The 22691-nt window shown below is 34.7% G+C and carries 25 protein-coding genes; 4 read left to right on the top strand and 21 right to left on the bottom strand.

What is annotated here, in order from left to right:
• Positions 1–6: 6 nt before the first annotated feature.
• From trpA to B0A67_RS02165, 12 genes are all read right to left on the bottom strand, one after another.
• Positions 7–768, bottom strand: a complete 762-nt coding sequence (gene trpA, locus B0A67_RS02110; protein ID WP_072963725.1) for a tryptophan synthase subunit alpha — start codon at positions 766–768, stop codon at positions 7–9.
• A 255-nt stretch (positions 769–1023) separates the two neighbouring features.
• Positions 1024–1761: a carbon-nitrogen hydrolase family protein gene (locus tag B0A67_RS02115; protein ID WP_072963728.1), complete on the bottom strand. Its 738-nt coding sequence runs from the start codon at positions 1759–1761 to the stop codon at positions 1024–1026.
• A 6-nt stretch (positions 1762–1767) separates the two neighbouring features.
• Complete coding sequence (locus B0A67_RS02120) at positions 1768–2088, bottom strand: gamma-glutamylcyclotransferase family protein (protein ID WP_072963731.1); 321 nt, start codon at positions 2086–2088, stop codon at positions 1768–1770.
• A gap of 159 nt (positions 2089–2247) precedes the next feature.
• On the bottom strand, positions 2248–3429 hold the full coding sequence (trpB, locus tag B0A67_RS02125; RefSeq protein WP_072963735.1) for a tryptophan synthase subunit beta: 1182 nt from the start codon (positions 3427–3429) through the stop codon (positions 2248–2250).
• Between the two features lie 12 nt (positions 3430–3441).
• A complete protein-coding gene (locus B0A67_RS02130) occupies positions 3442–4074 on the bottom strand; it encodes a phosphoribosylanthranilate isomerase (protein WP_072963738.1) in 633 nt (210 codons plus the stop codon).
• 198 nt (positions 4075–4272) lie between these two features.
• Positions 4273–5055 (bottom strand): indole-3-glycerol phosphate synthase TrpC, encoded by a 783-nt coding sequence (gene trpC, locus B0A67_RS02135; protein ID WP_072963741.1) that lies wholly within the window; start codon positions 5053–5055, stop codon positions 4273–4275.
• Positions 5056–5129: 74 nt separating this feature from the next.
• On the bottom strand, positions 5130–6122 hold the full coding sequence (gene trpD / locus B0A67_RS02140) for an anthranilate phosphoribosyltransferase (RefSeq protein ID WP_072963745.1): 993 nt from the start codon (positions 6120–6122) through the stop codon (positions 5130–5132).
• A gap of 137 nt (positions 6123–6259) precedes the next feature.
• The gene (locus tag B0A67_RS02145) at positions 6260–6667 is read right to left on the bottom strand and encodes a GNAT family N-acetyltransferase (RefSeq protein ID WP_072963748.1); all 408 of its coding nucleotides are present in this window, start codon (positions 6665–6667) and stop codon (positions 6260–6262) included.
• A gap of 152 nt (positions 6668–6819) precedes the next feature.
• Positions 6820–7386, bottom strand: coding sequence for an anthranilate synthase component II (locus tag B0A67_RS02150; protein WP_072963752.1), 567 nt, complete (start codon positions 7384–7386; stop codon positions 6820–6822).
• An 89-nt stretch (positions 7387–7475) separates the two neighbouring features.
• Complete coding sequence (locus tag B0A67_RS02155; RefSeq protein ID WP_072963894.1) at positions 7476–7925, bottom strand: hypothetical protein; 450 nt, start codon at positions 7923–7925, stop codon at positions 7476–7478.
• Between the two features lie 74 nt (positions 7926–7999).
• Positions 8000–9400: an anthranilate synthase component I family protein gene (locus B0A67_RS02160; protein ID WP_072963755.1), complete on the bottom strand. Its 1401-nt coding sequence runs from the start codon at positions 9398–9400 to the stop codon at positions 8000–8002.
• 297 nt (positions 9401–9697) lie between these two features.
• Entirely contained in the window at positions 9698–10975 is a 1278-nt protein-coding gene (locus B0A67_RS02165; protein ID WP_072963896.1) for a hypothetical protein, read from the bottom strand.
• Between the two features lie 227 nt (positions 10976–11202).
• Here B0A67_RS02165 and B0A67_RS02170 point away from each other — a divergent pair, with 227 nt between their 5' ends.
• Both B0A67_RS02170 and B0A67_RS02175 read left to right on the top strand, forming a co-directional pair.
• Entirely contained in the window at positions 11203–11439 is a 237-nt protein-coding gene (locus tag B0A67_RS02170; protein ID WP_072963758.1) for a hypothetical protein, read from the top strand.
• Complete coding sequence (locus tag B0A67_RS02175; protein WP_072963761.1) at positions 11430–11747, top strand: type II toxin-antitoxin system RelE/ParE family toxin; 318 nt, start codon at positions 11430–11432, stop codon at positions 11745–11747. Before B0A67_RS02170 ends, B0A67_RS02175 begins: the two co-directional genes overlap by 10 nt.
• A 91-nt stretch (positions 11748–11838) precedes the next feature.
• On the opposite strand, the gene B0A67_RS02180 is transcribed toward B0A67_RS02175, so the two are convergent.
• From B0A67_RS02180 to B0A67_RS02220, 9 genes are all read right to left on the bottom strand, one after another.
• Entirely contained in the window at positions 11839–12405 is a 567-nt protein-coding gene (locus B0A67_RS02180; protein WP_072963764.1) for a YceI family protein, read from the bottom strand.
• A 32-nt stretch (positions 12406–12437) separates the two neighbouring features.
• Positions 12438–13070, bottom strand: a complete 633-nt coding sequence (locus B0A67_RS02185; RefSeq protein ID WP_072963768.1) for an NAD(P)H-dependent oxidoreductase — start codon at positions 13068–13070, stop codon at positions 12438–12440.
• A gap of 4 nt (positions 13071–13074) precedes the next feature.
• The gene (locus B0A67_RS02190) at positions 13075–13536 is read right to left on the bottom strand and encodes a MarR family winged helix-turn-helix transcriptional regulator (RefSeq protein ID WP_072963771.1); all 462 of its coding nucleotides are present in this window, start codon (positions 13534–13536) and stop codon (positions 13075–13077) included.
• Positions 13537–13819: 283 nt separating this feature from the next.
• Positions 13820–15397, bottom strand: a complete 1578-nt coding sequence (locus B0A67_RS02195) for a glycerol-3-phosphate dehydrogenase/oxidase (protein WP_072963775.1) — start codon at positions 15395–15397, stop codon at positions 13820–13822.
• A gap of 317 nt (positions 15398–15714) precedes the next feature.
• On the bottom strand, positions 15715–16236 hold the full coding sequence (locus B0A67_RS02200) for a GNAT family N-acetyltransferase (RefSeq protein WP_089069500.1): 522 nt from the start codon (positions 16234–16236) through the stop codon (positions 15715–15717).
• Between the two features lie 109 nt (positions 16237–16345).
• Entirely contained in the window at positions 16346–17119 is a 774-nt protein-coding gene (locus B0A67_RS02205; protein ID WP_072963778.1) for an alpha/beta hydrolase family protein, read from the bottom strand.
• Positions 17120–17201: 82 nt separating this feature from the next.
• Positions 17202–17681 (bottom strand): DUF6691 family protein, encoded by a 480-nt coding sequence (locus tag B0A67_RS02210; protein WP_089069503.1) that lies wholly within the window; start codon positions 17679–17681, stop codon positions 17202–17204.
• 10 nt (positions 17682–17691) lie between these two features.
• A complete protein-coding gene (locus B0A67_RS02215; protein WP_072963784.1) occupies positions 17692–18261 on the bottom strand; it encodes a YeeE/YedE family protein in 570 nt (189 codons plus the stop codon).
• A 133-nt stretch (positions 18262–18394) separates the two neighbouring features.
• Positions 18395–19810 carry an MBL fold metallo-hydrolase gene (locus B0A67_RS02220; protein ID WP_072963787.1) on the bottom strand — a complete coding sequence of 472 codons (1416 nt, stop codon included), beginning with the start codon at positions 19808–19810 and terminating at the stop codon, positions 18395–18397.
• A 377-nt stretch (positions 19811–20187) separates the two neighbouring features.
• Here B0A67_RS02220 and B0A67_RS02225 point away from each other — a divergent pair, with 377 nt between their 5' ends.
• Entirely contained in the window at positions 20188–20781 is a 594-nt protein-coding gene (locus B0A67_RS02225; protein ID WP_072963790.1) for an HD domain-containing protein, read from the top strand.
• A gap of 562 nt (positions 20782–21343) precedes the next feature.
• Positions 21344–22690, top strand: a complete 1347-nt coding sequence (locus B0A67_RS02230; protein ID WP_072963793.1) for a cytochrome ubiquinol oxidase subunit I — start codon at positions 21344–21346, stop codon at positions 22688–22690.
• The last annotated feature ends 1 nt before the right edge of the window (position 22691 follow it).

Here is a 22691-nt window from a genome sequence, read left to right on the forward strand (position 1 = left end):
AATAGATTATCGAATCTCTCCAACAAATTCATTAATCTTTGCGCTGCCATTCTCGCTCAAATGTTTGATAAAAGCACTGCCGATAATCGCTCCTTTTGCAAATTTAGTTGCCTGATTAAAAGTTTCTTTATTCGAAATTCCGAAACCAATAATTTGTGGATTCTTAAGGTTCATATTCGAAATTCTTTCGAAATAACTTTCCTGAGTATTTCCAAAACCGGATTGAGATCCTGTAACACTGGCAGAACTTACCATATAAATAAATCCGTTCGAAACGCTGTCGATAAAACGAATACGTTCGTCAGAAGTTTGTGGTGTAATCAGAAATACATTGATTAAGCCGTATTTTTCGAAAATTGCTTTGTATTCGTCAGCATAAACATCAACCGGTAAATCCGGAATAATTAGACCATCGATACCAATTTCGGCACATGTTGCACAAAAAGCTTCGACTCCATATTGTAACATCGGGTTGAAATATCCCATAATAATCAATGGGATTTTTACGCTTTCGCGGATGTTTTTTAACTGATCAAAAAGAATTTGAGTTGTCATTCCGTTTTTAAGTGCCTGAGTCGAACTCGCCTGAATCGTTGGTCCATCAGCCAAAGGATCACTGAAGGGTAAACCAATCTCGATTAAGTCAACACCATTTTTTTCTAAATCCTGAATAATTTGAACGGTATCATTTAAGTTAGGATATCCCGCTGAAAAATAAATAGAAAGTATCTTTTTATCTTCTTGTAATTTTTGAGTTATTCTGTTCATTTCGTTTATGTTTTTTTCTCCTTACAGGTTTCCAAAACCTGTAAGGTATTATTAAGTTATTTTTTCGCCACTCCCAATAGTTAAAGGGATAAAAAACTTTTACTGATTACTGCTTAAAATTTATTTCACGCAGATTTAAAATTGATTTAAGCTGATTCGGGCAGATTTGCTTTTAATTTAAATCTGCTTTAATCTGCCAAATCTGCGTGAAAAAAAATCCTTTTAATCTGTGCAATCTGTGGCATTATATTTTTTTTAATTTTTTACAATTTTACTTGTCCAATTATCGCCTCGATTTTCTATAATTAATAATCCGGAATCTGAATCATTCATTTGAGCAACAAGTTCCCCTTTATTATTCCAAAAAGCACTTTTTCCTCCAGAAGGATAACCCCAGGAGTCTCCACTAAAATTAGACATCAATACATTCATTTCATGTTTTTCAGCATAATATTGTAAATCTCTATAGGCATTCGGAATTCCGTTTGGTGTAAAGAAAATACTGGCGATATAAATATCAGTTGCTCTCTTAAATGCATTTTCAGGATGCAAAGGATTGTCAATATCAGCACAAATGGCAAATGAAATCTTTTGATCCTCAATCGTAATCATCGGATTATAATCGAAAGAAGATTGAAAAAATTCGTCTTCGCCTTCATGTAAAAACTGCTTTGTATAAACCACAGCCGAATTATCAGGAGAAATAATAAATTCTCCAATAAATAATTCCGACTCAATTTGAATTGGCGCACCGGCAACAATGACGATATTATTTTCGACAGCCAATTTTCGTAAAGAATCTAATCTCGAATCCTCTTTTGTAAAAGCTAATTCGTGAGCATTTTCTCTTTCGTAACCCGTAATAGACAGTTCAGGGAATACGATTAATTGTGCTCCGTTTTGCACCGCTAAATCTATAAGACGATAATGATCAGATAGATTAGCTTCAATATTTCCTCGGGTTGGCTTTGTTTGTGCAGCAGCTAGAATCATATCGGCTTACTTATTTTCGGTATAAATCCATGCAACAGTTCCGGAGCTCAAAGTCACTTGAATTCTTTTATAGGCATTAGACTCAAATAAATCTATTTTAGCCAAATCTTCCGTCGAAATAGTAAAAAGAACACCTTTTATTGTATCCGCAGGATTTTCGCTTGCGACTGCTACGTGATAATCTTCAATTCCAAATTCTTCTTCGATTTGCAGATCCTTTAGCTTGTGGCCAGAGAGCTTGTCAGGTGTCCCGTTTAAGATTCTGTTGAAAACCTGCATCTGAATTTCTTTCGATCGTAATGTTCCGTAAGAAAAGAACTGTTCCATAATAATTATTATTTACTCGTTATTTGTTTGCGTTAGGGTTGGGAGCGTTATCTCCCGATTTAGAAAAACAAGGCTTTTTTATCCGTAGTTTTTGTTAATCGGGAATAAAGCAGACAGCCCGATCCGCCGTGGCGGAGAACGCCTAAATTACGATTTTTATTACAATTTAAAATAATCAATATAATTGTCTAAATCTTTATCACCACGCCCAGAAAGACTGATTACAACAATGTCCGTAGGTTTAAATTTCTTTTGATCTAACACCGCAAAAGCATGTGCACTCTCAATCGCTGGAATTATTCCTTCTAATTTTGTCAATTGTAAACCGGCATTCATAGCATCGTCATCTGTAACCGAGAAAAATTCGCCACGGCCCGTTTGCGCCAAATGTGCGTGCATTGGGCCAACTCCAGGATAATCCAGACCTGCAGAAATAGAGTAAGGCTCCGTAATTTGTCCGTCAGAAGTTTGCATCAAAAGAGTTTTGCAACCGTGAATAACACCTACTTTTCCTAATTTGCTTGTTGCAGCACTGTGACCGCTATCAACACCTTTTCCGGCTGCTTCGACAGCAATAATGCCAACTTGCGGTTCGTGCAGGAAGTGATAATAGGTTCCGGCAGCGTTACTTCCGCCGCCAATACAAGCCACTACATAATCAGGGTTTTCGCGGCCTTCTTTTTCTTTTAACTGCCATTTTATTTCTTCGGAAATGACACTCTGAAAACGTGTTACCATATCCGGATAAGGATGCGGCCCAATGGCAGATCCAATGATATAATGTGTGTCAACGGGATTATTGATCCAGTCACGAATTGCTTCATTTGTAGCGTCTTTTAAGGTTCTTGAACCTGAAAGCGCCGGACGAACCTCAGCGCCTAACATTTTCATACGCGCTACGTTTGGTGCCTGACGCGCAATGTCGATTTCGCCCATATAAACGATACATTCCATACCCATAAGTGCACAAACCGTGGCAGTTGCTACACCGTGTTGACCAGCGCCGGTTTCGGCGATAATTCTTTTTTTACCCAAACGTTTTGCAACCAGTATCTGCCCAATTGTATTGTTGACTTTATGCGCTCCGGTATGGTTTAGGTCCTCTCTTTTGAGATAAATTTTGGTATTGTATTTTTCAGATAAACGCTTCGCAAAATAAAGCGGACTAGGACGCCCAACATAATCTTTCAGCAACTGATCGAACTCTGCTTTAAAATCAGGTTCGCTTGTTATTTTTAAATAGTTTTGGCGTAATTCTTCTACATTTGGATATAACATTTCAGGAATGTAAGCTCCTCCAAATTCTCCGTAATATCCTTTTTCGTTAACGTTAAAATTCATTTTATTCCAATTTTAAAAGTTGGCAACATCAAATTTTCGTTTGAAATTGCTAAATAGATTTTTGTTTTTCAGCCCTGGTTCGATTTCAAATTTACTATTTATATCGACGGCATAAATAGGAAGATTGGTTTTTGAAATTTCTTCGATGGCTTTTAATTCGTTCATTCCGATTCCGCCACTCAAAAAGAATGGTTTGTCAGACTTGTATTTTTTTAATATGCTCCAGTCAAATGTAGTTCCGTTTCCGCCGGGTAATTTTCCTTTTGTATCAAACAGAAAATAATCGCAAACCGGTTCGAATGGTTTTATAATTTCGAAATCGAAATCATTATCGGCTGAAAATACTTTGATGATTTCAGTTTTTTCAGGCAGTTGTTTTTTTAATTCTGATAAAAATTCAACGGATTCATTTCCGTGTAACTGAACGGCTTGTAAATTATATTTTGCTGCTTTATCCAGAATATCTTCCTGAGTTTGATTGACAAAAACGCCCACTTTTTTTATTGTTTCTATCAGCTCCGGAATTTCTCCGTTAAAATATCGCGCGGAGTTGCCCCAGAAAATAAATCCCATATAATCGGGTAGGAGTGCACCTACCTCGAGAATGTTTTCAGGATATTTCATACCGCATATTTTGAGTTTCATTGTATTGTGTGTTTTTTAGCTTGTGTGTTTTTAACCGCAAAGGGCGCTAAGTTTTTTTATTTTTATTACGCTTATAAACGCTAAGTTCGCAAAGCTTTGTGTTTGTTGTTTTTGCCACGACCTGATCGACAGCGAACAGGTGAAGCAATTTCACAAATTTTCACGAATTGAATTTGTGTTAATTAGTGTAATTCGTGTTTATTTAAGCTTTCTAATAAATTCTGTTGCTGCTTCGCCGGCGTTATCGGTTTTCATGAAATTTTCTCCAATTAAGAATCCGCTGTAACCGTAAGGTCTAAGTTCAGAAATCGCTTCAATGGATGAAATTCCGCTTTCGGAAACTTTTACAAAATCATCCGGAATTTGTGATGCTAATTGTTTACTAAAATCCAGGCTTACTTCAAAAGTTTTCAGGTTTCTGTTGTTTACACCAATCATATCCAGACTGGGCATAATTGATTTTTCTAATTCTTCCTGATTGTGAACTTCTAATAGCACTTCTAATCCTAATTTCTTGGCAAATTCAGATAATGATTTGATTTCTTCGCGGGTTAAAACCGCTGCGATCAATAAAATCAAGTCAGCTCCATAAGCTTTGGCTTCTAAAATTTGATATTCGTCTACAATAAATTCTTTTCGCAAAAGCGGAATACTTACACTTGCTCTTGCCAAAAGTAAATCGTCTAGAGAACCTCCAAAATACTTTCCGTCAGTTAAAACAGAGATTCCGCAAGCTCCGGCATTTTCATATCCTTTTACCACTTCTTCAACAGTAAAACTATGATTAATAACCGATTTTGAAGGAGAACGACGTTTGTGTTCTGCAATGATTCCGGTTGAACTTGTTCTTAGTTTTTGACTTAAAGAAATTGTTTCTCTTCCAAAAAACACAGAACTTTCCAATTGCGAAACCGGAATTATCGATTTTTTAAGAACGACTTCTTTTTGTTTATCAAATATTATTTTATCTAAAATATTCATGGCTGCTGTTTTGCCACAAAGTCACAAAGACGCAAAATTAATTAGTGCTAATTCGTGAAATTTGTGTTTGTTTTTTATTTACTTAATTCTTGTAATGTCTGTAATGCTTTTAATCCTTTTCCGGAGAACAGACTTTCTTTTGCTAATTCAAATCCTTCTAATGGTGTACATTTCGTAACCGTTGCAATAGCTAATCCCGCATTGGCACAAACTACGTTGTTTTGGGCTTCAGTTCCTCTTCCTGAAAGAATGTTGATAAACATATCTGCTGATTCTTCAATGGTTTTACCACCTTCAATTTCGCTTTGCTTTAAATGACGAACTCCAAAATCAACAGGATTTAGCATACCTTCCGTGGTGCTGGTTAAAATTTTTGTCGGGCCAGTCAAAGACACTTCGTCATAACCATCCAAAGAATGTAAAATCGTGAAATTGACATCGGTATTTTGATATAAATAGCCATACATTCTGAACATTTCCAGATTGAATACACCTAATAACTGATTTTTAGGAAAAGAGGGATTTACCAATGGTCCTAACGTATTAAAAAATGTTTTTACTGCCAATTCTTTTCGGATTGGGCCAACATTTTTCATAGCAGGATGAAATAAAGGTGCATGTAAAATAGTAATACCGGCTTTGTCTATACATTTTTCGATAAACGAACTGTCATTACTGAATTTAACACCCATTTTTTCCATCACATTACTTGATCCTGAAATAGAAGAAACTCCATAATTTCCGTGTTTGGCTACTTTAATTCCTGTTCCTGCAACTATAAACGAAGCCAGAGTAGAAATATTGAAAGTATCTTTCCCGTCACCACCAGTACCAACCAAATCGATAGTGTTATAGGCTGATAAATCAACGCGAATGCATAAATCTAATAAAGCTTCACGAAAACCTGAAAGTTCATCAATCGTAATGCTTCGCATCATAAATACGGTCAAAAATGCCGAAATTTGACTTGGGTTGTAACTTCCGCTTGAGATATTAATCAATACGTTTTTGGCTTCTTCTTTAGAAAGTACTTCATGATTGATTAGTTTATTTAATATATTTTTCATTTATATAAGTCTTAAAGTCTAAAGTCGAAGGTCTTAAAGCATTCTGACTTTTGATATTCTTTGAGTTTTTTCTATTTATATTTTTTACATCGCTTTTGACTTATGACTTTCGACATTCAGACTTTACGACTAATTTTTCAATGTTCATTTCCCTGATAAATCCACATGGGTTCTGTTTTTCCGGCGCGTTCAAATCCGTTTTTTTTATAAAAATCAACTGATCTTCCGTCTGCAGTTAACATTTGCATGTGAAAGTGACCGTATTTCTCCTGCATTTTATCCATAATCAATTTTCCGATTCCTTTTCCCTGATATTCCGGAAGCACCAATAAATGTGGATAATAAACGGTTAAATAACCGTCAGAAATCGCATTCCCAAGTCCAACTAATTTTTCTTCCTCCCAAGCCGTAATTAAAGTCTCAGAATTAGTAAGGGCATTATATAATTCTTTTGGTTTATTGGCGGAACTCCATTCATTTGCTTTGTATAAAATCAGTATATCTTCAATATTGATTTCTTTAGTTGCTGAAATTGTTATTTCCATAAGTCTTAAAGTCTAAAGTCGAAGGTCTTAAAGTCTTCGAAGTTGATGTTTTTTCCGAGTTGATTATTGTTTTTTTAGTTTTAAATAGTGAAAGATTAAGTTTTAATGTATTTGACTTTATGACTTTCGACTTTAAAACTTTTGGCTAATCTCTAACTATTAATCCAGTTTTCTAAAATCCTTTTTCCGTTTGGGGTCAGAACACTTTCAGGATGAAACTGTACGCCTCTTACATCAAATGTTTTGTGTCTTAACGACATAATTTGCCCGTTTTCATCAATTGAAGTTGCTTCAAGAACGTCCGGTAAATTAGCATCTACAACCCATGAATGGTATCTTCCCACTTCGAATTCGTTTCCTAAACCTTCAAATAAAATTTCGTCTGAAACCACTGTTTTTACATTTGTTGCAACTCCGTGGTATACCTTATCGAGATTAGATAGTGTTCCTCCAAAAACTTCCCCAATAGCCTGTTGTCCTAAACAAACCCCGAGAATACTTTTTGTTGGAGCATATTTCTGAATTACAGCTTTTAATAATCCAGCTTCATCCGGAATTCCCGGTCCTGGAGAAAGTAATATTTTATCGAAAGAAGCGATTTCTTCAATGTCAAATTCATCATTTCTGTAAACGGTAACTTCGCAGTTTAAATCCTCCAGATAGTGCACTAAATTATAAGTGAAACTATCGTAATTGTCTATAACTAATATTTTTTTCATGTCTTTTATTTTGTTTCAGGTTTCAGGTTTTCTTTGTTTCACGTTCCAATAACTTGAAACTTTAAACCTGAAACTTGAAACGATTTTTTTTATTTTTCTCTAACGTATTTTTCTGTAATGATACGGTCAATTCCTAATTTTTCTACTTTTTCAACTCCTTTTTGAGTCAACGTGTCGTTTTTAATTTTTACTGTAAATTCAAATTTTCCATTTTCCCATTGCCTGTTATTAAAGAACTCTAAATTCTCTGTATAAATGCTGTCTTTCAAAGTGTATTTTCCGCCTCCGCCAAAGAATACTGCATTTGTTGAATCCTTACCATTATTCAAATCATGATTGAAAAAAGCAAAATGAGTATCATTTATAATTTTAATCATTTTTGTTTTTGGATTGAAAGTCGAGAAAGTCGAATCTTTTTCTGTCGTTTCTGCTGATATCAGTCGCCAGGTTCCTGTTAACGGAATTGCGTTTGATTCTTTCTTTGGCTCACACGATACTAAAAGAACGAAAGCGATAAAAAATGGAATAATGTTTTTCATATTTATTGAAAGATTAAATGATTTAAAAATTGAAAGATTTTTGCTGGTTTTTAAATCTTTCAATTTTTCAATTTTTAAATTTTTTCTGCCATTTCCAGCGCTGTATTCAAGGCTCTTAATTTATTATACACTTCCTGCATTTCGCTTTCTTCGTCAGAACTTGCTACGATTCCCGCTCCGGCCTGACAATGCAGCTGATGATTTTTGCTCAGGAAAGTTCGTATCATGATAGCGTGGTTAAAGTTGCCTTCAAAATCCATGAAACCAATTGCGCCTCCGTAAAAATTACGATTTGTTTTTTCGTAATCTTCAATCAATTGCATCGCTCTGTGTTTTGGTGCGCCGCTTAAAGTTCCGGCTGGGAAAGTATCTGCAACGACTTGCATAGTTGTCGCTTTTTCATGCAAATGTCCCGTTACTTTAGAAACCAGGTGAATTACGTGCGAGAAAAACTGAACTTCTCTGTATTTCTCTACGTTTACATCATGTCCGTTTCTGCTTAAATCGTTTCGGGCTAAATCGACTAACATGACGTGTTCGCTATTTTCTTTTTTATCTTCAGAAAGTTGTTTGGCTAAAACGGCATCACGTTCATCATTTCCGGTTCTTTTAAAAGTTCCTGCAATGGGGTGAATCTCCGCTTTTCTGTTTTTTACGATAATTTGTGCTTCAGGCGAAGAACCAAATATTTTAAAATCTCCATAGTCAAAAAAGAATAAATAAGGAGAAGGATTGATACTTCTTAAAGCTCTGTAAACATTAAATTCGTCACCTTTGAAACCTTGTGTAAAACGTCGTGACAGAACTAATTGAAAAACGTCTCCACGGAAACAGTGCTTTTTGGCTAAAGCAACATTGTGTTTGAATTCCTCATCAGTCAGGTTAGAAAAACCTTCACCTTCTTTGGTGAATTTATAGGATGCAATATTTCTGGATTGTAATAACTGCTCGATTTCAGCGATATTATTTCTTCCGTCTACACTGTGGCAAAAAATGTACGCTTCGTTTTTGAAGTGATTGATTGCGATAATGTTTTGATAAACGGCATAAAAGACATCCGGAATTAAAGTAGCAGTATCTTTTTTAGCAATCGAAACTTTCTCGAAATAACGAACGGCATCATAAGAAATGTAACCAAATAAACCATTGTTGATGAATTTGAAATCGTTTTTCTCTGATTGAAACTGACTCGAAAATTCCTGAATGACCTGAGGGATATTGGTAGAAGCATCGATTGTAATTTGCTCTGTTGTTCCGTCAGGAAAAGTTTTTGAGATGATTTCATTTTCAATTTTAATAGTTGCAATCGGGTTGCAGCAGATATAAGAAAAACTATTATCGTTTCCGTGATAATCACTACTTTCAAGTAATAAGCTATTCGGGAATTTATCTCTTATTTTAAAATAGATGCTAACCGGCGTAATCGTATCTGCCAGAATTTGTTTGTAATGTGTGTTGAGTATAAAAGGTTTCAAAGTATGTTGTTTTTTAGTTTTTAATGTGTTCTTTACTTAAATTTTGACCAAAAAAAAAGGCTTGTCGTGATGACAAGCCTTTTATATTTATAGTTGATAATACCATAGGAAGCTTTGTTCACGACGTTTGACGTAAATTCTTCCACCACCAAGTATTGTTCATTATTGTTTTCATATCTTATTTTGATGTGACAAAGATATAAATGTAATTTGGATTAGAATACATAAAATTTCAAAAAAAACTTTTCTAAATTTTAAATTTTGTTAAATTTCAATGATTCTAAAGGTGGTAATTGACTAATTTCCAATAGCGATTGTATTGTTTTGGTTGATTCTAAAATCAGGATTTCCTTTGATATTCGAGGTGGTAAACAACTCGCTGTTTTTAATTTTTGTAAAGTTTATTTGAAAATCAGGGTCATTATAAAATTGCTGAATGGCCTGATTTGCACCGCCAGCTTCACTTGTAATTCCACCGTTACAGTTGTTGATAATTAGATTTTTAAAGGCGATTTTAGCTAAGTTGACATCTCCGTTTCCAATATTTCCTTCAAGTAAAATAAAAGGACTAAAGCCTGAAATAACACTGTTGGTCAGATTAAAAAAAGTGTTTTCTCTCACGTAAACCGATTCTCTTACCAGTCCCTGATTGTTTTCTTCTAAATTCACTAAAGTAATGTTGTTGGCATTTATTTTAGTCAGTTTTTTGCTCATATCCGTGTTTCCTATTTTGTCGTATGAATCTACTTCAAAACATCTTGAACCTGAAATATCGGATGAGAAAGGGTGGCGAATGGCAATACTATTGCTGATATTTATTTGAGCCCCTTGTGTAAAATCAAAATCATCGTCTGTAGTTCTGTACGAAACGAGATTGGTCATATTCAAATCTCCGCCATAACATTCGAAAGAATCGTCGTTAGAATAACTAACCTGAATATTGCTCAAGACTGTTTTTTTTCCAACACCGGCTAACGAAAGTCCGTTAAGTTCTTTTGCAGCACTTAGTTTTCGTCCGGAATATTCGATGCGAACATATTTTAAAATCCCTGAATTATCTTCGGCGTCCTGACCTCCGTAATGATTCAGCATTGGTTCAAGATCAAATGGCAGAATATGCACGCCGCCAATTGTGTTTATCGGAGCTTTCCCCAGAATGATAATGCCGCCCCAATCCCCAGGTTTTCTTTCTGCAATTTCTTTATTTGAGGTAAAAACGATAGGGTCCGTTTCTAAGCCTTCGGCAATAATTTTTGCTCCATTGGTTATAACCAGAGTCCCGCAAGTTTTATCATCTCCACGAATAACAGTTCCCGGTTCGATGGTCAAAACCGCATTTTTGGTTACATAAACAACCCCAACTAACTGATACGTATTCCGTTTCGTTAGCTTGGTATCTTTGTCAATAGTTCCCGCAATAATGTTTGTAGCTTCGTTATATTCTGTATTGGCTGGTTTAAAATTCGTCCAGTTGCTCATCCAGTTCGTGTTGCCAATAATTCCTTTAGGTTGCTGTGCTTGTATACATAAAGTACTTAGAAGAGTAATAATTGCAATACGTATTTTTGTTTTCATAACTATGATGTTGATTTCCAGTTTTGTTTTTAATGAGTCCAAAATTAGAAGCCGAATGTTAATCAAAGTCTTATATGTTATTACGAAAGCGTTACGTTACTATTAAGAATGTTATGTTTTTGAAAAGAAATAATATTTCATGACTTTACAGAATATCGATTTTAAAATTATTTGTAATTAAATTTTCATTTAAAGATAATTTGTAACTTTGATAAAAATAAAATGAGATGGATTTAGATACCCGAAAAGTGATTTTTATTAAAGACTTTCTGAAGCTCGAAAGCGAGAAGGCTATTTCTCAGTTTGAAAAATTATTGAAGAAAGAAACTGAAATAGATTCTGAATTAACGCCAATGTCAATTTCTGATTTTAACAAAAGAATTTCTGATTCTTTGGAAGATTCCAAAAATGGACGCGTAACAGGATCTTATCAATTAATTTCTGAAATAGAGAAATGGAGTTGAAACTTGATTGGACTGATTTTGCTAAAAAAGAGTTGAAAATTATTTTTGATTATTATAAGAAAGAAGCAAATGTAGATGTTGCAAGAAAACTTGTTCTGAGGATTACAAAAGAGACACTAAAATTAAAAACACAGCCTTTAATTGGACAAAAAGAAGATCTTCTAATTAATAGTCCAAAAGAAATTCGTTATTTAGTTTTTAAAAATTATAAAATTATTTATTGGATAAATTTAGAGAAAAATTCAGTGGAAATTCTGGATTTATTCGATACGCGTCAGGATCCAATAAATATAAAAAGAACGAAGTAAAAATATTAAAGCATAAAAAGAAACCCCAATAGTTTTGAACTATTGGGGTTTTTCTTATATAATTTAGAATTTGTATGTGAAATTTAAAATATTAGAATTTTAAAGCTACAGTCAATTCGAAATCGTCATTGATAGTTTTGTCTCCTAAGTTTTCGAAGAAGTTACCAGAGTTGTATTTGATATCGTATTTAGTTCTGTCTACTTTGAAAGCTGTTGTAGCAGTATTTCCAGCTACAGTAATATCAAAAGTTACAGGTTTAGTAATTCCTTTGATAGTTAAATCAGCAGTTACAGTATAAACGTCAGTAGATTTAGCACCGATAGTTTTGAAAACTAATTTTGCAGTTGGGAATTTATCAGTTCCAAAGAAATCGTCAGCTTTTAAGTGACCGTTTAATTTTCCTTGGTATTCTCCAGTTAAATCAGTTGCAGTCAAAGAAGTCATATCAACAGTAAAAGAACCACCAGTTAATTTTTTTCCTTTAAAAACTACAGCTCCGTCTTTAAAGTTTACAGTTCCAGAGTGTTCTCCAGTTACTTTTTTTCCTACCCATTTGATAGTACTTGCTTTTACGTCGATTTTTTTAGTTTGAGCATTTACTGAAATACTAGCCGCTGCTACGAATAATGCTATTGCAATTGTTTTTAAATTTTTCATGTTGTTAAAATTGATTTTAGATTAATAAATAATTATATAGTGATAAATAATTCCTCGTTTGATTTTCTGACTTTTTTGTAGTGCTGCGTATCATCTTCACCATGTCTGTAACCAACAGTAGCGATAACAGATGCGTTAAGACCTAACTTGTCAAGACCTAAGATTTCATTGAATGCTGCAGCATTAAATCCTTCCATTGGCGTAGCATCAATTTTTAGTTCAGATGCAGCACTTAATAAAGTCCCTAAAGCGATATAAGTTTGTTTTGAAGTCCAAATGTTTTTAGCCTCTTGTGATAAGTTAGCGATTGTACCTTTCATCATGTCAGCAAATCCAGCCAAAGCATCAGCAGGAACACCTCTGGTTTCGCTAATGTTTTTGATGTAAGCATCTACAGATTCTGCTCCTGCATTTAAGTCATTTGCAAAAATAAATAATTGAGAAGCATCAGTAATTTGAGTTTGCCCATAAGCAGCAGCTTTTAATTGCTCTCTGATTTCAGGGTTTTCTACTACAATAACTTTATAAGGTTGTAGTCCGTAAGAAGAAGCACTTAATCTCACTGCTTCTTTTAAAGTATTTAAATCTGCTGAAGATATTTTTTTGGTTGCATCAAACTTTTTTGTTGCATATCTCCAGTTTAGATTGTCTAATAATGTGCTCATAATATTAATTTTGTTGGGTTCTGTATTTTTCTAGTAATTTATTTAATAATTCTAATTCTTCAGGACTTATATTGGCAGCAAATGTACGCTCGTGTTCATCTACCTTCGGATCTAATTCTTTCAATACATCTAATCCTTTTTGGGTGATTAGAACTTCAATTTTTCGTCGATTGCCGGGGCAAACATTTCTGGTAACAAAATCCTTCAGTAATAATTTATCTACCAATCGGGTGGTGTTACTTGTTTTGGCCAGCATACGTTCCTGGATCACACACATATTTGCAGGATTTCCTTTTTGTCCTCTTAATATACGCAGTACATTATATTGTTCTCCGGATAGATCATACGGTTTTATCAGCTCGTTGAAATGATCCAGAATCACGTTTTGCGTGTACATGATATTCAGAATAACTTTTTTCGAATTATCCATCTTAACTGTACTTTTTATAACCTCTTCAATTGTCATAGTCGTAAGTGTATAATTTGTATATACAAATGTATGTCTTTTAAATAGTTGTATATACAAATGTCGTGTTAATTTTTTGTTAATTCAAATAAGGCAAAGTCAACACCTAGATAAACTCTATATAATTAGTATAAAAATACTGTAAAATTTGATTTAAAACATTGGTTAATTGATATTTAACGATTGTTTAAAGTTGAAGCAATCTTGACCGAACTCATAAAAATCAAACCCGACAGGTTTTTAAAATCTGTTGGGCTGGGTTATTTAAAGGATAATTATAGTCTTATTGAAATTCAGACAGTAAAAATCCCTTCGCTATTTTTTTGAAATTTAAAATTTCTTTATTGACCCAGGCTTCATTATGTCCGAGTTCTTTAGCAAGTAATCGCGCTACTTTTTCTGAAGACTGAATGGCTGCTCTGGCATCTAAAAACAATAAGCGAACACGTCTTGCTAAAATATCGTCTATCGTTCTTGCCATTTCATATCGAATGGCCCAAATTATTTCTGCCATAGTAAACTCGTGATCAGGATGTACTTTTTCTTTAAGTTCAGGATAGTTTTGTTGTAATTCAATTATCTTAGGAATATCTGAACCATAGATATACAAATGATTTTCTCTGTCTAAAGAGGTGGTAAGTTTATTTCCGTGAATGAGAAGATGTTGGGTGACACAGGATTTTTCAGGAAGTTTTCCAGTTTTGATTGCTTTATTGATAATGTCTTCCGCAATTTTTCTGTATGTAGTCCATTTTCCTCCTGTAATGGTGATTAAGCCGGTTTCTGAAACTATAATTTTATGGCTTCTGGAAACTTCTTTGGTGCTTTTTCCTTCTTCTTCAGGAGCAGCCAGCGGACGCAAACCTGCAAAAACAGACAAAACATCAGCTCTGGTTGGTTTTTTTGCCAGGAAACGTTGAGCTGTTTCGAGCACAAATGCAATTTCGCTTTCTAAAGCAATAGGTTCTAAACTTTGTTTTTTGATTAAGGTATCTGTAGTACCCACAACAATTCGATTGTGCCACGGTACAGCAAATAAAACCCTGCCGTCACTTGTTTTGGGAATCATTAAAGCGTGATCGCCGGGTAAAAAAGATTTATCAAATACAAGATGAATTCCCTGACTCGGAACGATATATTTTTTATAAACAGTATCGTTCAGTTTCATTATGGCATTTGTAAAAACACCTGTTGCATTAATTATCGCAGCACCTTTTAAAGTATATTTCTCTCCGGTTTCGTGATCCTGTACCTCAACACCAATGATCTGATTGTTCTCGTCCTTTAATAAGTGAACAACTTTCATATAATTCAAAAGACAAGCGCCTTTTTCGACTGCGGTCTGAGCAATATTAATCGCCAAACGTGAATCATCAAATTGTCCGTCATGGTAAACAACACCACTTTGCAAGCCGTTTTCTTCTACGTTAGGCAGCATTTCGATTGTTTTTTTCTTCGAAACATATTTCGAACTGCCTAAGCTTAACCTTCCTGCAAGTATATCATAAATTTTTAATCCGATAGTGTAAAAAGAACCGCCCCACCAATTGTAATTCGGAATTACAAAGGATTGATTTTTGACTAAGTGACCTGCGTTTTTAGCCATTAATCCTCTTTCTTTCAGAGCTTCCCGAACTAAATGAATATTTCCCTGTTCTAAATAACGTACACCGCCATGAACTAATTTTGTGCTTCTGCTAGAAGTTCCTTTTGCAAAATCGACAGCTTCGAGCAGTATAGTTTTGTATCCCCGACTTGCAGCATCAAGAGCCGTTCCAAGTCCGCTTGCTCCGCCGCCTATTATAATAACATCCCACTTTTCAGTGCTTTTTAGTTTTAATAATTGTTCTGAATGTTTCATGTCTTAATTGTACGGGTGTCTTTTTACAGGCGTTTATTTTTAATAACAAACTTAAGGAAACAAAATGAAATTGAGCGGAATAGGCGCGAAGGTTATTATTGTATATGAAAGGAACAGTACTTTTTGATAGTTGGGCGTGCCAGCATGCTGACAAGAGGGCAACATTACAGTGCGCTTATACGCCCTCTTATCAGCATGCTGTCGGGCTTTCGCTTCCGCACGGCGGATTAGCTCTATCCCTCACGTGAGCAAATAAAATAAGAAACCCGACAGGTTTTAGACATGTCGGGTTGTATTGTAACCTTGAAATTAGGTATTTATATTAATTTTTTTTCGAATGCTTTTCGTGCTGCTCCTCTAAAAAAGACCTCACCGCAGTAGCTGTAATCTAGTTTTTCCAAAATTTTCAGCATCGGAATGTTGTCAAAGTTAGTATCTACTTTTATGCTGTAGATATTGTTTGTGATGCAGATCTGCTCTATGTTTTTAAAAAGCTTTGTAGCAATACCTTTTCCTTTTGCTAATTTTGATGCCGCTACACGATGTACCACGGCATAATCGCCATTTGTAAGCCATTTGCCCTGTATCTCTTCATAAGCAGGTTCTTTTTCGAATATGATGGCGGCGTAACACAAAATCGATTCGTTTTCTGTAAGCACATAGGCGTACCCATTTTGTATGTCATTCTGAATCGTAAGTTCATTAGGATAGCCATCTTGCCATTGTGTGCTTCCGTCTTGTCGTCTTTGCTCGATAGCATCTTGTAAGATGCTCCAAATTTGAGGAACTTCGGAAATATCAGCTTTTCTTAAAATTAAATTTTCTGTTATGTTGCTCATTTTTTTAGTATTAAACTATTAAAGGAAAATTAATGAATTTGTTTTTAAAGAAACTATAAATTAAGATGCAGTAAAACTGTCAGGTTAAATTTCTAATTTACGAAAGTTATTATTCGCTTAAATACTTTTCAATGGATGTATTTATTATTTTTCGTTCGTCAATTGTTGCATCATTATCCATGTCACTGTGGTTGATAGGAGTGAATTGAACTGTCATTCCGTATTTTTTTTGTTCTTGTTCAGTTGGTAATACACCTTCGTCTGCAGAATAGTTTTTAGAGCGTAACGTATATACTTTTGGATGGTTAACTCTTGGAAGAGGCATTCTTCGATTGTCCATCGTTATTATTTTGTAAACCAATTTAGGATATTTGGTAGCAAATAATGCAGTCATATCTCCTCCATTTGAATGACCAATTAATGTTAGATGTTTAAAATCTAATTCAGGTTTTATAATTTTAAACTCATTTAAAACATAAAGAATGTTATCAGTGCCTCTTTCCCAATTTGGTTTTCTTGTAACTTTAAAATCTCCTTCCATTGCCAAAAGATCGTCAGTAGGTAATTCGTGCTGAATACTAATGACAAAATATCCTTTTGAAGCTAAGTTTTCTGTTAAATAAGAATAAATCATATTGTCTCCGCCTTTATTCTCTCCGTATCCATGACTAAAAATTATGATCTGCTGATTATTAATTTTCGAGTCTGTTTTTGGGCAAAAAATGGCAATCGGAATTTTACGATTTCTCGATTTGTCAAATAACTCTAAGGTATCAAGCTTAACGGGATACGTATTATTTGATATTTGAGAGTTTATTTTTTTGCTATTCGAACAACTTATTAATAGCAAACAAATTAAAAGTTGAGATAATATTTTGGTCATTTTGGTTTATTTTGTAGAATTATGAAACCCGACAGGTTTTTAAAACCTGTCGGGTCTGATATGTATAATAACATTAAGAATATTAATGAGGCAGTTTATCTTTAATCAAACCATAAACCCAGGTTCCGAAAATCGCACTTACTAAAGTCACCACAATTACGGTAACTCCAGTTCCAATCTGAGCGAAAAGCGGTCCGGGACAAGCTCCGGTGATTGCCCAGCCGAAACCAAATAATAATCCGCCATAAATTTGTCCTTTATTAAAGGTTTTAGGCTGGATCTCAATTTTTTCTCCCTGAATGGTTTTAATATTGAATTTTTTAATCACTTGAACAGAGATAAGTCCAACAACTACTGCACTTCCAATCACACCATACATGAAGAACGATTGCAGGTGAAACATTTCCTGAATACGAAACCAGCTGATGATTTCTGCTTTTACGAAGACAATTCCAAAAAAGATTCCAACGATAAGATATTTTAAGTTTGAAAATCCGGAATCTTTCAATTGGCTTCCATTGATTCCTTCAGTGTCTGTATTTTTATTTTCTAAAGTATTCATTTTTGACATTTTAAAGTGAAAGAATATATGGTAAAATCAAAAGAGACATTATAAAACCGCCAATCATAAAACAGATTGTAGCTACCAATGAAGGCCACTGCAAATTTGAAATTCCCATAATGGCATGTCCGCTTGTGCATCCTCCGGCATAGCGTGTCCCAAAACCTACTAAAAATCCTCCAACAACAATCATGATAAATCCGCGGAGCGTCAATAAACTTTCCCATGAGAAAAGCTGGGCCGGAACCAAACCTGAATGATCTGTGATGCCGTAACCTGCCAATTGTTGTGAGAGTTCAGGATTTATTTCGACCGGATTTGGATTGGCCAGGAAATACGCTGAGATAACTCCGCCAAGGAAAATTCCGAAAACAAAAAATAAATTCCAGCTTTCTTTTTTCCAGTCGTATTTAAAAAACGAGATATTTGCCGGAATACAAGCCGCACAAATATGACGAAGCGAAGAACTAATCCCGAAAGATTTGTTTCCGATAATCAACAAAATTGGTACAGTCAATCCAATTAACGGACCTGCAACGTACCAAGGCCAAGGTTCTCTCAATATTTCTAATAAATTCATTTTTTTTAGGTTCTAAGGTGCTAAGATACTAAGTTACTAAGGTAAAATTTTTGTAGATTATTTTTTAAGGTTGTGAGTTGCTAAGATAAGGTCAAAAATCTTAGAACCTTAGTATCTTAGCAACTTAGAACCTTTATTTTAAAACCTTGCTTTGGCAAACAAAATCTGATTTCGGGATATTTGTTTTTGCAATCGCTCCAAAACCACCTTCGATTTCGGTGAAGTTTCTAAAACCGCGAGCCTGCAAAATCGAAGCCGCGATCATACTTCTGTATCCACCGGCACAATGCAAATAAAAATGCTCATTTGGGTCAATATCTTTTACCCAGTCATTGATAAAAGCCAAGGGTTTGTTGTACGCATCATCAATATGTTCTGCACTGTATTCGGTTTCTTTACGAATATCGATTACTTTATCTTGCTCAATCTTAAACTGACCGGCAAATTGTTCTGCTGAAATTCGGTTTACGGTATCAACCTCAAATCCCGCTTTTTCCCAGGCTTCAAAGCTACCATCCAGATGCCCGATAATCGAGTCGAAACCTACACGGCTTAAACGAGTTACCGTTTCTTCTTCAAGACCCTTTTCAGTTACTAATATAATAGGTTGTTTTACATCGGCCACTAAAGTACCTACCCACGGCGCAAAATCACCGTTGATTCCTATATTAATAGATTGAGGGATATAACCTTTGTAGAAATCAGCACTTTTTCTGGTGTCTAGAATCAATGCTCCGGTTTCTTCGGCAACAGCCTCGAATTCTTTTACGTCAATTGCTTTCATTCCGTTATGCAAAACCGATTCAAAGCTTTCGTAACCCCCTTTGTTCATGGCTACATTCATGCTAAAATAGGCAGGAGGAGGTAATAACCCGTCCGTAACTTCGGTAATAAATTCAGCTTCCGTCATATTGGCGCGCAGCGCATAATTGGTAGCTTTTTGATTCCCAATTGTTGAAACCGTTTCTTTACTCATATTTTTCCCGCAGGCGCTTCCGGCTCCATGTGCAGGATAAACAATTACGTCATCGGCAAGGGTCATGATTTTATCTCTTAAAGAATGGTATAAAATCCCCGCCAATTGATCTTGTGTCATTCCGGCCGCTTTTTGAGCTAAATCCGGACGGCCAACATCGCCAATAAATAAAGTATCTCCGGAGAAAATAGCATGATCCTTTCCGTTTTCGTCGATCAATAAATACGTTGTGCTCTCCATGGTATGTCCCGGAGTGTGCAAGGCTTTAATCGTGATTTTTCCAACTCTAAATTCCTGTCCGTCTTTGGCAGAAATACAATCGAATTCGCAAGCCGCATTGGGTCCGTAAACGATTGGTGCCTGAGTTTCTTTACTTAAATCGACATGGCCTGAAACAAAATCAGCGTGAAAATGCGTTTCAAAAATGTATTTCAGCTTAACTTCATCACGTTTTAAACGATCCAGATATGGTTGAATTTCTCTTAACGGATCAATAATCGCAGCTTCGCCATTCGAAGTAATATAATAAGCACCTTGTGCAAGGCATCCGGTGTAAATTTGTTCTATTTTCATGATATATATTCTAAAAATAAGGGAATACAAAGGTAACCTACTTTTTACTTAAAATGGGTGACTTATGTTACACAAATTTGATTTTTATGTAAAAAAGCGTTGGATAGTTTTACCATATAAAGCCCATAGGAAATTCAAAAACACGCATATAAAATGATTTAAGATTGCAACAGAATTGACGGGTTTCATCCTATAAGTGATATAAGAAAATTTAAGGATTCATGTAATATACCTCAAGCTAAAATGAAATTATATAGTTTAAGAAATTTGATGGTGTTGTTCTGTTTTAATAGGCTCAAAACTAAAATGAACTTATATTACTTATATGGTAAAAAAAATAATCTACGTAATTTTACAACTTTACAAAAATCATTGACATGAACACACAAGATTTATTGAATCAGATTGCTTTTATAAAAGAGATTGATAAAGTAAAATACATTCAGCGCAAAACAAAACTGTTTAATAGCGACCGAAATGAAAATGATGCGGAACACAGCTGGCATTTGGCTTTAATGGCAATTGTTCTGGCAGAACATTCAAATGAACCAATTAATGTTCTAAAAGTGGTAAAAATGGTTTTGATACATGATATTGTCGAAATCGATGCGGGAGATGTTTTTATTTATGATACACAAAAAAGTCATGATAATACAGATGAGGAACGATTGGCTGCAAATCGTATTTTTGGATTGCTTCCTGAAAAACAGGCGGCTGAAATGATTGCCATTTGGGAAGAATTTGAAGCAGGTGAAACCAACGAAGCAAAATTTGCAAAATCAATGGACAGATTAGAACCTTTATTACAAAATACCTCTAATAACGGTGGAACCTGGAAAGAGTTTGGAGTAAGCTATAGTAAGGTTTATGAAAAAAAGAGCGTTATAAAAGAAGGTTCAAAAACAATATGGAATTATGCTGAAGGATTAATAAACGAAAGTGTAGAAAAAGGAATTTTGAAAGAAGAGTAAGATGTCATTTTTTTTAACACATAGAAACATAGTTTGATTTGTCTTCAAAAGGTGTTTCACTTGGCATCAATTCACATAGCTATGTGTGAAGAAATGTATTTCTTTTTTGTATTCTTTTTTTATAGGATTAAAAATCTATGTTTCTATGTGTTTAATATTTTTAAGGATTTACAATGTTAGTAATTCTCGTGTTTTTATTATTAAGTGTTTTTAAGAAGGTTCAAAAACAATATGGAATTACGCCGAAGGATTAATAAACTATAGTGTAGTAAAAGGCATTTTGAAGAAAGACTAAATTTTTAAACCTATAGATTTCTAAACAAATGTCAATTTTAACCTATAAGTAATACAGGTATATTTTAGGTTTTGCGAATTTTATATTTATATTAAATCTATAAAATGAATTTTTTTATTGCAGTATGTTTAACCTTTTCTAATTAAGGCTACGCTTATTTTTCTTATATAACTTATATGGTTTAAAAAAGGAAAAACTTTTTTTAAAGGCAGGGAATTCAGGTTTTAATGGGTAAATTTGAGGAGACTTCATAAATAAAATACCACTATGGAAGAAATGCTTTTTTATGACCGAATGCAATTCGCCTTCACCATTACTTTTCACTATCTTTTTCCGCAACTTACAATGGGGCTTTCGCTGATCATTGTTTATTTTAAATGGAAATATCTTAAAACTAAAGACGATCAATACAATCACGCTACGCATTTCTGGATGAAAATCTTCGCTCTTAATTTTGCGATGGGCGTTGTAACCGGAATCCCAATGGAATTTCAGTTTGGAACCAACTGGGCAAAATTCTCTGAATTAACCGGTGGAATTATCGGTCAGACTTTAGCCATGGAAGGAATGTTTTCATTTTTCTTAGAATCTTCTTTTCTCGGAATCTTTTTATTTGGAGAGAAAATAATTGGACATAAATGGCATTTTGTAACCGGATTATTAATTATGATTGGTTCCTGGGCAAGTGGATACCTTATTATAGCGACACATTCGTGGATGCAAAATCCTGTAGGTTATGAAATTCTGGAAAACGGTAGATTTGTTCTGACCAATTTCAAAGCTTTATTCCTGAATCCGTGGTTGTGGCCTTCTTATTTGCACAATCAGGCAGCATCTCTAGTGACAAGTTCGTTTGTTGTGGCCGGAATTGGTGCTTTTTATATCTTAAGTAAAAAGAATGTTGCTTTCGGCAGAATGTTCGTGAAAACCGGTGTCATCTTCGGATTGATTTCGAGTATTATCGTAGCAGTTCCAACAGGAGATTTACTGGCTAAAAACGTAGTAAAATACCAACCGGTAACTTTTGCTGCAATGGAAGGGATTTTTCATACCGAAAAGAAAGGTTCTGAAATTGTTTTAATCGGTCAGCCCGATGTAAAAGACAAAAAACTGGACAATAAAATTGCCGTTCCCAATATCCTGAGTTTCCTGACTTACGGAAGCTGGCATGAGGAAATAAAAGGTCTGGATCAGTTCGAAGAAGACCTTCATCCAACTAATATTTCCGGTTTGTATTATGCTTATCATATTATGGTAGGACTCGGAACCATATTTATAGGTTTAATGACTTTGGCACTCGTACAGCTTTTTAGAAAGAAATTATTCGAAACCAAATGGATTTTATGGTCGCTCATGTTTATGATGCCATTTCCGTACATCGCCAATACCACAGGCTGGTACACGGCCGAATTAGGAAGACAGCCGTGGCTGGTTTATAATTTGTTACGAACTTCTGCAGGAGCTTCGCCAACTGTTTCGTCCGGAAATACCTTGTTTACTTTATTAGGTTTTATAGGATTGTATCTTTTACTTGGAATGTTGTTTTTGCTTTTGATTGGAAAAATCATCAATAAAGGACCTCATAATGTTGAACTGAATTCAGAAAAAATATAAT

Origin of the sequence: Flavobacterium aquidurense, from assembly GCF_002217195.1 — a bacterium.
GTDB lineage: Bacteria > Bacteroidota > Bacteroidia > Flavobacteriales > Flavobacteriaceae > Flavobacterium > Flavobacterium frigidimaris.

Coding starts and splice junctions, on each gene's coding strand:
- B0A67_RS02115 (WP_072963728.1), bottom strand. CDS start 1,761: ATGATTCTAGCTGCTGCACAAACAAAGCCAACCCGAGGAAATATTGAA.
- B0A67_RS02145 (WP_072963748.1), bottom strand. CDS start 6,667: ATGGAAATAACAATTTCAGCAACTAAAGAAATCAATATTGAAGATATA.
- B0A67_RS02225 (WP_072963790.1), top strand. CDS start 20,188: ATGAACACACAAGATTTATTGAATCAGATTGCTTTTATAAAAGAGATT.
- B0A67_RS02230 (WP_072963793.1), top strand. CDS start 21,344: ATGGAAGAAATGCTTTTTTATGACCGAATGCAATTCGCCTTCACCATT.
- B0A67_RS02120 (WP_072963731.1), bottom strand. CDS start 2,088: ATGGAACAGTTCTTTTCTTACGGAACATTACGATCGAAAGAAATTCAG.
- B0A67_RS02190 (WP_072963771.1), bottom strand. CDS start 13,536: ATGACAATTGAAGAGGTTATAAAAAGTACAGTTAAGATGGATAATTCG.
- B0A67_RS02180 (WP_072963764.1), bottom strand. CDS start 12,405: ATGAAAAATTTAAAAACAATTGCAATAGCATTATTCGTAGCAGCGGCT.
- trpD (WP_072963745.1), bottom strand. CDS start 6,122: ATGAAAAATATATTAAATAAACTAATCAATCATGAAGTACTTTCTAAA.
- B0A67_RS02215 (WP_072963784.1), bottom strand. CDS start 18,261: ATGAATTTATTAGAAATATTGAGAGAACCTTGGCCTTGGTACGTTGCA.
- B0A67_RS02205 (WP_072963778.1), bottom strand. CDS start 17,119: ATGACCAAAATATTATCTCAACTTTTAATTTGTTTGCTATTAATAAGT.
- B0A67_RS02165 (WP_072963896.1), bottom strand. CDS start 10,975: ATGAAAACAAAAATACGTATTGCAATTATTACTCTTCTAAGTACTTTA.
- B0A67_RS02130 (WP_072963738.1), bottom strand. CDS start 4,074: ATGAAACTCAAAATATGCGGTATGAAATATCCTGAAAACATTCTCGAG.
- B0A67_RS02220 (WP_072963787.1), bottom strand. CDS start 19,810: ATGAAAATAGAACAAATTTACACCGGATGCCTTGCACAAGGTGCTTAT.
- B0A67_RS02185 (WP_072963768.1), bottom strand. CDS start 13,070: ATGAGCACATTATTAGACAATCTAAACTGGAGATATGCAACAAAAAAG.
- trpB (WP_072963735.1), bottom strand. CDS start 3,429: ATGAATTTTAACGTTAACGAAAAAGGATATTACGGAGAATTTGGAGGA.
- B0A67_RS02155 (WP_072963894.1), bottom strand. CDS start 7,925: ATGAAAAACATTATTCCATTTTTTATCGCTTTCGTTCTTTTAGTATCG.
- B0A67_RS02150 (WP_072963752.1), bottom strand. CDS start 7,386: ATGAAAAAAATATTAGTTATAGACAATTACGATAGTTTCACTTATAAT.
- B0A67_RS02195 (WP_072963775.1), bottom strand. CDS start 15,397: ATGAAACATTCAGAACAATTATTAAAACTAAAAAGCACTGAAAAGTGG.
- trpC (WP_072963741.1), bottom strand. CDS start 5,055: ATGAATATTTTAGATAAAATAATATTTGATAAACAAAAAGAAGTCGTT.
- B0A67_RS02175 (WP_072963761.1), top strand. CDS start 11,430: ATGGAGTTGAAACTTGATTGGACTGATTTTGCTAAAAAAGAGTTGAAA.
- B0A67_RS02170 (WP_072963758.1), top strand. CDS start 11,203: ATGGATTTAGATACCCGAAAAGTGATTTTTATTAAAGACTTTCTGAAG.
- B0A67_RS02200 (WP_089069500.1), bottom strand. CDS start 16,236: ATGAGCAACATAACAGAAAATTTAATTTTAAGAAAAGCTGATATTTCC.
- B0A67_RS02210 (WP_089069503.1), bottom strand. CDS start 17,681: ATGAATACTTTAGAAAATAAAAATACAGACACTGAAGGAATCAATGGA.
- trpA (WP_072963725.1), bottom strand. CDS start 768: ATGAACAGAATAACTCAAAAATTACAAGAAGATAAAAAGATACTTTCT.